A 9,270-nucleotide genomic window follows, 5' to 3' on the forward strand; every position below is an offset into this window, starting at 1 on the left:
GGACTGCTGCGGCCAGGCGATGGCGAAGACCACGGGCGGTGCGTCCGCGACGGGTCGGTAGACGACACCCGGGCGCGGATAACGGGCGGCGACGGAGGCGGGGAGCAGCGGGGTCGGGCCCCCGAGGCCGACGAACGTGAGCAGTTGAGCCAGGTCGCGGCTCTCGCCGCAGATGTCGTCGAGGTACTGGTGCAGGTCGCCGGGGCGCAGGCCGAAGTCGGCGAGGGACAGGTGATCCCGGTCGGCGAGCGGATGGGTGGCGGCGAGGGCCGCGACGCGCGGTTCGGCGACCAGCGTCTCGGAGTCGAGACCGGTGTGGTCGAACGGCTCGTGGACCAGGGCCACGTCCGCTTCGCCCAGGCGCAGGATCCGCGGCTGTTCGCGCCAGCCGCACAGCCGGACGGCGACCGGCAGGGCGGCCGGCTCCGCCGCGAAGCGCGCCAGAATCGGCTCAAGGAGTCCGGCGTCCCCGTCGGCCTTCATGGCCAGGACCAGCTTGGGATCAGCGGCGGCCGCGCGCTGGGCCCGCCGCCCGGCGGCCTGCAGAGCGTCCAGGGCGATCCTCGCCTCCGCCAGGAGCACTGTTCCGGCCGGGGTCAGCGCCACGCTGTGGGTGGTGCGCTCGAAGAGGGTGACGCCAAGATCCGACTCAAGCTGACGGATCGCGCGGGACAGCGGCGGCGGGGAGATGCCGAGCCGCTCGGCGGCGCGGGCGAAATTGAGCTCCTCGGCGACGGCGAGGAAGTAGCGCAGCGGGCGGGACTCCACGTTTTCCGCCCCCCCCTTCTGGCCTCTGGTGTCTGTCAGCCGATCACTTTCGGTATTGCTCTGAGGGTAACAAGCCGGAGCGGATCGATCCTTCAGTTCGGGCGCGCGACGCAGCAGGCTCGACGGCATCCGACCGAGCATCCCCCGGGAGTTTTCCATGATCGTCGTCACCACCCCCACCGGCCAGATCGGCCGACAGGTCCTCGGCCACCTCCTCGAAAGGCCGGACACCACCGCGGGAATCCGGGTGATCGCCCGCGACCCGGCCCGCCTGCCGGAACGCGTGCGCGCGCATGTCGAGGTCGTAGAGGGATCGCACGCCGATCCCACCGTCCTGAAGGAGGCCTGTGAGGGCGCCGACCGCGTGTTCTGGCTGGTTCCCCCGACACCTTGGGCCGACAGCGTCGAGGGCCACTTCCGCGACTTCACCGAGCCGCTGCGCGAGGTGATCGCCGACGGGGGCATCCAGCGGGTCGTCAGCGTCTCCACGCTGGGCCGCGCAGTGGCGAAGGACGCGGGCCAGGTATCGGCATCCCTCGCCATGGACAAGGCGATCGCGGACACGGGGGTGCACTACCGGGCGCTGTGCCCGCCGTTCCTGATGGAGAACCTGCTGGGCCAGGCCGAGTCGATCCGCGACGCGGGCACGTTCTTCCTGGCGCTGGCGGATGACCGGGTTCTGCGCACCTGCGCGACCGACGACATCGCCGCCACGGCGGCCCGGCTGCTCCTGGACGACTCCTGGGCAGGGCAGGAGGACATCCCGCTGGTCGGACCCGATGACCTGTCCCCCGAGGGCATGGCACAGGTCATCTCCGAGGTGCTCGACCGCCCGGTGCGCGTCCAGCGGACCAGCAGCACGGACTACAAGGCGACGATGCTGCGCTACGGGGCGAGCGAGGCCTGGGCGCAGGGCTTGGCCGACATGACGGAGGCCATGAACACCCAGGGCTTCTACGGCGCCGCCGCACCGAGCACTCCCGGGTCCGCACCCACCGGCTTCCGCCAGTGGTGCCAGGAGGTGCTCAGGCCTGCCGTCTCGGCCTAGGGGACAGGCGGACGCGCGGCCCCGGAATTCCACCGAGGTGACGAGGGCGCAGTCGAAGCAGATGCAACCGTCCGATACGTCGCGATTGCAAGGTGGCGCGAACGGAACGGTCTCACAGACTGCACATGATCTTCACATGAACGTTGACCAACGGTTGAGGCTTCGATCAAATCCCTGCTCAGGGGCGTTTATTACTCAATCTTTGGCAGAATTTTGCTCTGTCATCAAAGGTTAATGCGATGGCAAAGTGGGAGACACGGCAGCCATCCAGGCTGTCACCGGGGCGATGTGGTGCCCGCTGTCACTCAGCGGGCCCTCAGCGCCTCACTGTCACCATCGACCCGACCACACCGCGTCCCGGCTCGGCCGCAGAGACGCAGGAGGCAGGCCACACCATGAAAACCCTCATCGACAACGCCCGTTCCTTCGCCGCGACACACGTCGCGGACCCGCAGAACACCGAGGCCTTCCAGGCACTCGAGGCCGGGCAATCGCCCGAGGCCCTGTTCGTCACGTGCTCCGACTCACGCGTCGTCCCGACCCTGATCACCGGCGCACGCCCCGGCGAACTCTTCGAACTCCGTACGGCGGGCAACGTCGTACCGCCGTACCCCGCCGTCGACGACGCCGGCCGGGACGGCCGCCCCATGAGCGAGGCGGCCACCATCGAGTACGCGGTGTGCGTGCTCGGAGTCCGCGACATCGTCGTCTGCGGACACTCGCACTGCGGCGCTGTGGGCGCCCTGCTGCGGGGCGAAGACCTGTCGGCCGTACCGGCCGTGCGCGACTGGCTCGACCACTCCGTCGCCCCGGACGCCGCCCTTCGCTCCCTCACCCCGGCCGCCGCGGACGTGGCGGAAGCCGTGCAGACGCACGTACTCGCGCAGGTGGAGAGGCTGCACGCGTACCCCTGCGTGAGAGAGCGGGTCGCCGACGGCTCGCTCACCCTGCACGCCTGGTACTACGAGGTGCACACCGGCACCGTCACCTGCCATCGCCCGTCGTTCGACGACCGGCCGGCGTTCGGTCCGCTGTGAGAGCTGTTGCGCCTCAGCGACCGGACCGCTCCCACGACAGGACCCCCCACCCTCATGTCCAACTTCCTCTCTTCGCTCCGCTCCCCCTTTCGCCCGCTGCGTGAACCCGGCGTCGTCCGCCAGGACTTCCTCGCCTCGCTCGTCGTCTTCCTGGTAGCCCTGCCGCTGTGCGTCGGCGTGGCCGTCGCCTCCGGGGTGCCCGCCGAACTGGGCCTGGTCACCGGCATCGTCGGCGGCCTGGTCGTCGGCTTCCTGCCGGGCAGTGCCCTGCAGGTGAGCGGGCCCGCCGCAGGCCTTACCGTGCTCGTCTTCGAGGCGGTGCAGGAGTTCGGGCTCGGCATGCTCGGCGCCATCGTGCTGCTCACCGGCGCCCTGCAGATCACCCTCGGCCTGCTGCGCTGCGGCCGCTGGTTCCGCGCCATCTCCGTGTCCGTCGTCCAGGGCATGCTGGCGGGCATCGGGCTCGTACTGATCCTCGGCCAGCTGTACACCATGGCCGGGGCCGAGCAGCCACGCTCAGGGCTCGACAAGATAGCCGGACTCCCCGGTCTCCTGGTCGATGTCCTGGGTGACACAACCGCACTGACCGCTGCCGCCGTGGGACTTGGCACCATCGCCGTGCTCGTGCTGTGGCCGAAGCTGCCCGCGGCCGTACGCGTGGTGCCCGCCCCGCTGGCCGCAGTCGCTCTGGCGACCGCAGTGTCCGCGGGCCTTGGCCTGAACGTCGCCAACGTGACGGTGCGCGGCCTGGTCGATGCCGTCCAGCCGCCTGGTTTCGGCGACCTGGCGTCCCTCGGCAGTGTGGCCGTGCTCGGCACCGTCCTGGCGTTCACCCTGATCGCATCGGCCGAATCGCTGTTCAGCGCGGCGGCCGTGGACCGCATGCACGACGGACCACGCACGCAGTACGACAAGGAACTCGTCGCCCAGGGCGTCGGCAACACGGTGTGCGGTGTGCTGGGTGCTCTGCCCATGACGGCGGTCATCGTCCGCAGTTCGGCCAACGTCGAGGCCGGTGCCCGCACCCCGCTCTCGCGCATCCTGCACGGCGCGTGGCTGCTTCTCTTCGCCGTGCTGCTTCCGGCCGCGCTCGGCATCATCCCGCTCGCGGCCCTCGCCGGTGTCCTGGTCCACGCGGGCTGCAAGCTGATCCCCGTCAAGGCGATCGTCCCGCTCGCCCGTGCACACCGGGGCGAGGCTCTGGTCCTCGCCACGACCGCGATCGCCATCGTGGTGACCAACATGTTCGAGGGCGTGGTGCTCGGCCTGGTGCTCGCGGTGATCAAGTCCGCCTGGGACACCTCCCATGTGAACCTGGACGTACGGGAACTGACCGGCGGCCGGATGGTGGTCACCCTCACGGGCAACGCCACGTTCCTGCGCCTTCCGCGCATCCTGGAGACCCTGGAGGCCCTGCCCAAGGACCGGCCCATCGAGCTGGATCTGACCGCGGTGCGCCATCTGGACCACGCCTGCCGTACGACGCTGGAGAACTGGGCCCTGCGGCACAACGACAGCGGTACGGAAGCGGTGCGGATGAAGACGTTCCCGGACGCAGGATCCGACGCCGAGAAGCCCGCGGAGGTACCGATGCGGCGCTGACGCCGTCCACCCCCGCATGACCCGCCGCTCCGCCCGCCGCCCGCCCCGGTGGCGGGCGGTGCGGTGTCCCGGATCACCGCTGCAGGCAACATCACCGCTGAAAACAATTCGCCGAAGCAGGAGTGAGGCTCACCTCACTGGGCACTCGCTTAGTTGGCCCCGCCGCGTCCCCCCGTCGCGGCGGGGCCACCTTTGTCTCCCTCCGGCCCGCATTCGGGTGTGATGGGTGCTGTTGAGGTTCCTGGGAAGATGACTTGCATGACTCACGACAGTGGAATGCGCGCCGCCCACGACATCGACGGGGAGGGCCCGCTGGCCGTGGTGGCAGCCGCGATCGTTCAGGAAGGGCGTCTGCTGGTCGTCAGCAAGCAGGCGGCCCCCGACGTCTTCTACCTGCCGGGTGGCAAGCCTGATGAGGGTGAGGCACAGCTGGAGACCCTGGTCCGCGAACTGGACGAAGAACTGGGGGTCGAGCCTCTGGAGCCTCAGTTCCTGGCCTACGTCGAGGCCATGGCGGCCCTTGAGCGGACGCCCATGAAGCTGTCGGTCTTCGAGGCCCGCATCAGCCAGGCGCCGGAACCCGCCGCGGAGCTGGCTGCCCTGCGATGGATCTCCGGTCACGAACGGGATGTTCAGCTCGCTCCGGCGGTCAGGAACCACGTTCTGCCACTGCTCAGGCAGCGCGGGGCCATGGCGTCATAGCGAGGCACGCAGCCGCCGCCCGCTATCGCCGGCTGCGCACCAGCAAGTACACGAAGTACGGCGTGCCGACGACGGCCGTCATGAGCCCCGCGCCCATCTGGGCCGGGGCGATCACGGTCCGGCCCAGCAGGTCCGCGAGGCAGACGAGGGTCGCGCCGAGGAGTATCGCGACCGGGACGACCCGTACGTGCCGGCGCCCCACCAGTGCGCGAGCCGCGTGCGGGGCCACGAGACCCACGAAGCCGATCGTGCCCGCCGCAGCCACCGCGGTGGCGCTGAGCAGCACGCTCACGATGAGGAAGCCGAGGCGTCCGCGAGCCAGGTCGAGGCCCAGGAGCCGGGGGGTGTCCTCGTCGAGCGACACGAGGTCGAGTTCCTTGCGGCGGGCGATGGCCACGACCGTCCCGGCCACGAGGACGGCCGCGACCGGCAGGATGTCGGTGCCGCTCCGTCCGTAGGTGGAGCCCGAGAGCCAGATCAGCGCCTTGGTCGCGCTGAACCGGTCGGTGAGCACGATGAGCAGGCTGATGAGCGCCATGGTTCCCGATGACACACCGATGCCGACGAGGACGAGCCTGCTGTTCTGGAAGCCGCCCTTCGCCGCGAGCCCGAAGACGACCACGGAGCTGACCGCGGCGCCTGCGAAGGCCGCGCCCGTGATGCTCCACGGTCCGGAGCCCGGTGCCGAGGTGACGAGGATGATGGCGCCGAGTGCCGCTCCGCCGGAGACGCCGAGGACACCGGGTTCCGCGAGCGGATTGCGGGTCACGGACTGCACGAGCGTGCCGGACAGGGCGAGCGCGGCGCCCGCGAGGAGCGCGGCGAGCACGCGTGGCACGCGGGTGTCGAGGACAAAGGTGATGGCCTGACCCGACTGGCCCCGCAGCCAGTTGACCACGTCGCCGAGCAGGAACGTGCTGTCGCCGACGAGCACCGCGGCGATCGTGACGCCGACCAGCGCGCCCACGAGCAGCACCACGGTGATGACGTAGGCCGTCCGGCTCGGGATACGCAGCCGGTCCGGCGCGGCGGCGTTGCCGCTGTCGCGGGTGCGCATCGCCATGACGACCAGGAACACGGCGCCGACGACGCTCGTGATGACGCCGGTGGGCACGGTGACCGCGGTCTGGGAGGACGTCACGGCACGCAGCAGTACGTCGGAACCAAGGACGAGGGCCGCGCCCACGAGACCCGCGACGGGGATGCGGGTCCGATGGCGTACGAGGGCACGGAAACGACCGGCGAGTGGCCGCACCAGGGCCGGTGCGCACAGCCCCACGAAGGCGATCGGCCCCGCCAGGGTCACCGTTGCGGCCGCGAGCAGCGAGGCGAGGACGACGGCAGTGACGCGCGTACCGCGCACCGGGATGCCGAGTCCGTGCGCGGCGTCGTCGCCGAGCGCCAGGGCGTCGATGCGGCGGGAGATCAGCAGGAGCCCCACGAGTGCGGCCACGATGACGGGCGCCATCTGCGCCACGCCGTCGAACCCGTTCTGGCTGATGCTCCCCTGGCCCCACTGGTAGAGGCCCTCGGTCCGTTCGGGGTACAGCAGCAGCAACGCCTCGGTGACGGCGTTGAGTCCGAGGGCGAGCGCACTGCCCGCCAGGACGAGGCGCACCGTTCCGGCGCTCCGTCCCGCGAGTGCGAGGACGACGGCGGCCGCCGCGAGGCCGCCGACGAACGCCACGCCCGAGGAGGCGAGCAGCGGCGCGGTCGCACCGCTGGCGACCAGTGCGGCCAGGGCGAGGTACGAACCGGCGTTGACGGCCAGGGTGTCGGGAGAGGCGAGCACATTGCGGCTGACCGCCTGCAGGGCGGCGCCCGCCGCGCCGAGCGCGACGCCGACGAGTATCCCGGCGACCATGCGCGGCATGCGTGAGGCGATGACGACGGAGGAGTCGCCCTGTTCGGCCTGGCCGGTGAGGGCCTTCCACACCTGGCCGGCGCCGACGGATGCGGTGCCTTGCGTGATGTCGACGACGGCGAGAACGGCGACCAGAAGAACAAGACCGGCCGTCACCGCGAGCGCGCCCCTCGGGGACGCGACCGCGCGCTCGGGCGTGGTGGAGGGCGTTGCGGTGACGGCCACGGTCTCCTACTTCTTCAGGGTGTCGACGAGGGCGTCGATGTACGCCTCCATCGCCCCGGGGCCGCCGAACATCCAGACGCCGTCGGGCAGGCGGTGGACCTCGTCGTCCTTGACGAACGGCAGCGACTTCCAGACGGCGTTGTCGGCGAGTTCGTCGGTGAACACGTCGGAGCTTCCGTCGCCCTTGTTGCCGATGTAGACGAACTTCACGTCGTCGCCGAGCTTCGTGAGGCCCTCGACGTCGGTGGTGGCGAGCCCGTAGTCCTTGTCACCCTTGATCTTCCAGGCGTTCTTGAGACCGAGGTCCTCGTTCACGGCGCCGAGCAGGGAGTTGCTCGTGTAGCCGCGCACGGAGACCTGGTTGGAGGCGGCGTAGCCGTCGGCGAAGGCGATCTTCGAGCCGTCGAGCTCGGCTTCCTTCAGGGCTTTCTTGCCCTCGGCGACCTTGGCCTCGTACGACTCCTTGGCCTTCTTGGCCTCGTCCGTCGTGCCGGTGGCCTTGGCGATGACGTCGAGCGTGTCCATCATCTGACCGACCTGGTCGGAGCCGTTCGCGGCCTTGACCTGGAGGACCGTTCCGACCTTCTTCATCTGCTTCACCGCGGAGGCCGACATGTCGGTGGTGGTGACGATGAGGTCCGGGGTGAGACCGGCGAGGGTGTCCATGCTCGGCTCACCGCGGGTGCCGATGTCCTTGGGGTCGTTCTTGAGCGGGACTGCGGAGTCCCATGCCTTGTAGCCCTTGACGTCGGCGACACCGACGGGGTCCACGCCGAGCGTGACCAGGGACTCGACGACGTTCCACTCGGTGCCGACGACCTTCTTGGCCGGGCCGTCGAGCTTCACCGTCGCGCCGTTGGCGTCGGTGAGAGTGATCGGTTCGGACTTCTTGTCCGAGCTGGTCTCGGCGGGCTCGGAGGTGCCGCAGCCGGACAGGACGAGGGCCACGGCGGTGGCGGCAGCCGCCGCGAGGAGAGGGCGTCTCATGAGGAGGTGTGGAGCCTTTCACTTCTGCTGTGGTGGCGGCCTATCGCGCGGGTGCGCAGCCGGCCGGTGAGGGGGTCGGTGTCGACCTCGATGCGGATGCCGTACGTCTCGGAGAGGCGCTCCGGCCGCAGTACGTCCTCGGGGGCGCCGTCGGCGACGATGCGCCCGGCGTCGAGCAGGGCGATCCGGTCGGCGACGGCTGCCGCCTGGTCGAGGTCGTGCAGGACGACGCCGACGGCGATGCCGCCGTCGTCCGCGAGGTCACGCATGAGGTCGAGGAGTTCGATCTGGTAGCGCAGGTCGAGGTAGGTGGTCGGCTCGTCGAGGAGGAGCACGCCGGTCTCCTGGGCCAGGCAGCTCGCGAGCCACACCCGCTGGAGCTGCCCGCCGGAGAGCTGGTCGACGGCCCGGTCGGCCAGACCGTCGACGCCGGTCATGGCGAGCACGCTGTCCACCACGGCGACGCCACCGGCATCCGCCTGGCCCCAGCGGCCCCGGTAGGGGTAGCGGCCGAACTCCACGACGTCACGGACGGTCAGACCACCCGGCGTGGGGCGTCCTTGGGTCAACAGTGCGACGCGCCGGGCGAACTGGCGGGCGGTGAGGTCGAAGCCGTCGGCGGCCTCGGCCGTGCCGGAATCGAGGGTCAGGGTGCCGCGCCGGGCGCCCTGCAGGCGGGCGACGGTACGCAACAGCGTCGACTTGCCGCTCCCGTTGGGTCCGACGAGAGCGGTCACTTCGCCGGGCCTGAGCTGGATGGCGGCGTCGTGGACGACGTCGACGCCGTCGTACGACACGGTCATGTGCTCGGCGGACAACTCGTGACCGCGCGGACGTGTTGCGCTACCTGCGCGTTCACCTGATCTCACGGCGTGCAGGTTAGCCTAACCTAACTCTGACTGGAAGTGGGGGGTCCCAATCCGGGCGAAAAGCGCGCGCGGAACTCCCCTTGTGGCGGCTGCGACGAACAGCCCATCCACCCTCAACCAGGGCTCACAACAGCCCGGTCGGAACATGGCGGTGGCGCCCCGCGGGCG

8 protein-coding genes are annotated in these 9,270 nt (G+C 70.4%); 4 read left to right on the forward strand and 4 right to left on the reverse strand.

All coding sequences use genetic code 11. The annotated features are described in order from the left end of the window. Window positions 1-768, reverse strand: a 768-nt coding sequence (locus ACFQ7F_RS43695; RefSeq protein ID WP_383284584.1) for a LysR family transcriptional regulator, incomplete at its 3' end; no start/stop codon positions are given. 157 nt (window positions 769-925) lie between these two features. Between ACFQ7F_RS43695 and ACFQ7F_RS43700 the strand changes: the two genes are divergently transcribed. The 4 genes from ACFQ7F_RS43700 to ACFQ7F_RS43715 all read left to right on the forward strand — a co-directional run bounded on the left by ACFQ7F_RS43700 (window position 926) and on the right by ACFQ7F_RS43715 (window position 5,157). Next, the gene (locus tag ACFQ7F_RS43700; protein ID WP_383284589.1) at window positions 926-1,816 is read left to right on the forward strand and encodes an NAD(P)H-binding protein; all 891 of its coding nucleotides are present in this window, start codon (window positions 926-928) and stop codon (window positions 1,814-1,816) included. Window positions 1,817-2,211: 395 nt separating this feature from the next. Then, window positions 2,212-2,853 carry a carbonic anhydrase gene (locus ACFQ7F_RS43705; RefSeq protein WP_383284592.1) on the forward strand — a complete coding sequence of 214 codons (642 nt, stop codon included), beginning with the start codon at window positions 2,212-2,214 and terminating at the stop codon, window positions 2,851-2,853. A 54-nt stretch (window positions 2,854-2,907) separates the two neighbouring features. Continuing rightward, window positions 2,908-4,455 carry a SulP family inorganic anion transporter gene (locus ACFQ7F_RS43710; protein ID WP_383284597.1) on the forward strand — a complete coding sequence of 516 codons (1,548 nt, stop codon included), beginning with the start codon at window positions 2,908-2,910 and terminating at the stop codon, window positions 4,453-4,455. A 258-nt stretch (window positions 4,456-4,713) separates the two neighbouring features. Then, entirely contained in the window at window positions 4,714-5,157 is a 444-nt protein-coding gene (locus tag ACFQ7F_RS43715; protein ID WP_383284601.1) for an NUDIX domain-containing protein, read from the forward strand. 22 nt (window positions 5,158-5,179) lie between these two features. Here ACFQ7F_RS43715 and ACFQ7F_RS43720 read toward each other — a convergent pair whose 3' ends face one another. From ACFQ7F_RS43720 to ACFQ7F_RS43730, 3 genes are read right to left on the reverse strand one after another with little or no spacing between them, the layout of a single operon-like run. Next, entirely contained in the window at window positions 5,180-7,246 is a 2,067-nt protein-coding gene (locus tag ACFQ7F_RS43720; RefSeq protein ID WP_383284604.1) for an iron ABC transporter permease, read from the reverse strand. A 6-nt stretch (window positions 7,247-7,252) separates the two neighbouring features. Beyond that, on the reverse strand, window positions 7,253-8,233 hold the full coding sequence (locus tag ACFQ7F_RS43725) for an ABC transporter substrate-binding protein (RefSeq protein WP_383284608.1): 981 nt from the start codon (window positions 8,231-8,233) through the stop codon (window positions 7,253-7,255). Beyond that, entirely contained in the window at window positions 8,230-9,036 is an 807-nt protein-coding gene (locus ACFQ7F_RS43730; RefSeq protein ID WP_383284611.1) for an ABC transporter ATP-binding protein, read from the reverse strand. The genes ACFQ7F_RS43725 and ACFQ7F_RS43730 overlap by 4 nt, the downstream gene beginning before the upstream one ends. Window positions 9,037-9,270 lie beyond the last annotated feature (234 nt).

The organism is Streptomyces sp. NPDC056486, from assembly GCF_042795295.1.
In the GTDB taxonomy this organism is placed as follows: Bacteria; Actinomycetota; Actinomycetes; order Streptomycetales; family Streptomycetaceae; genus Streptomyces.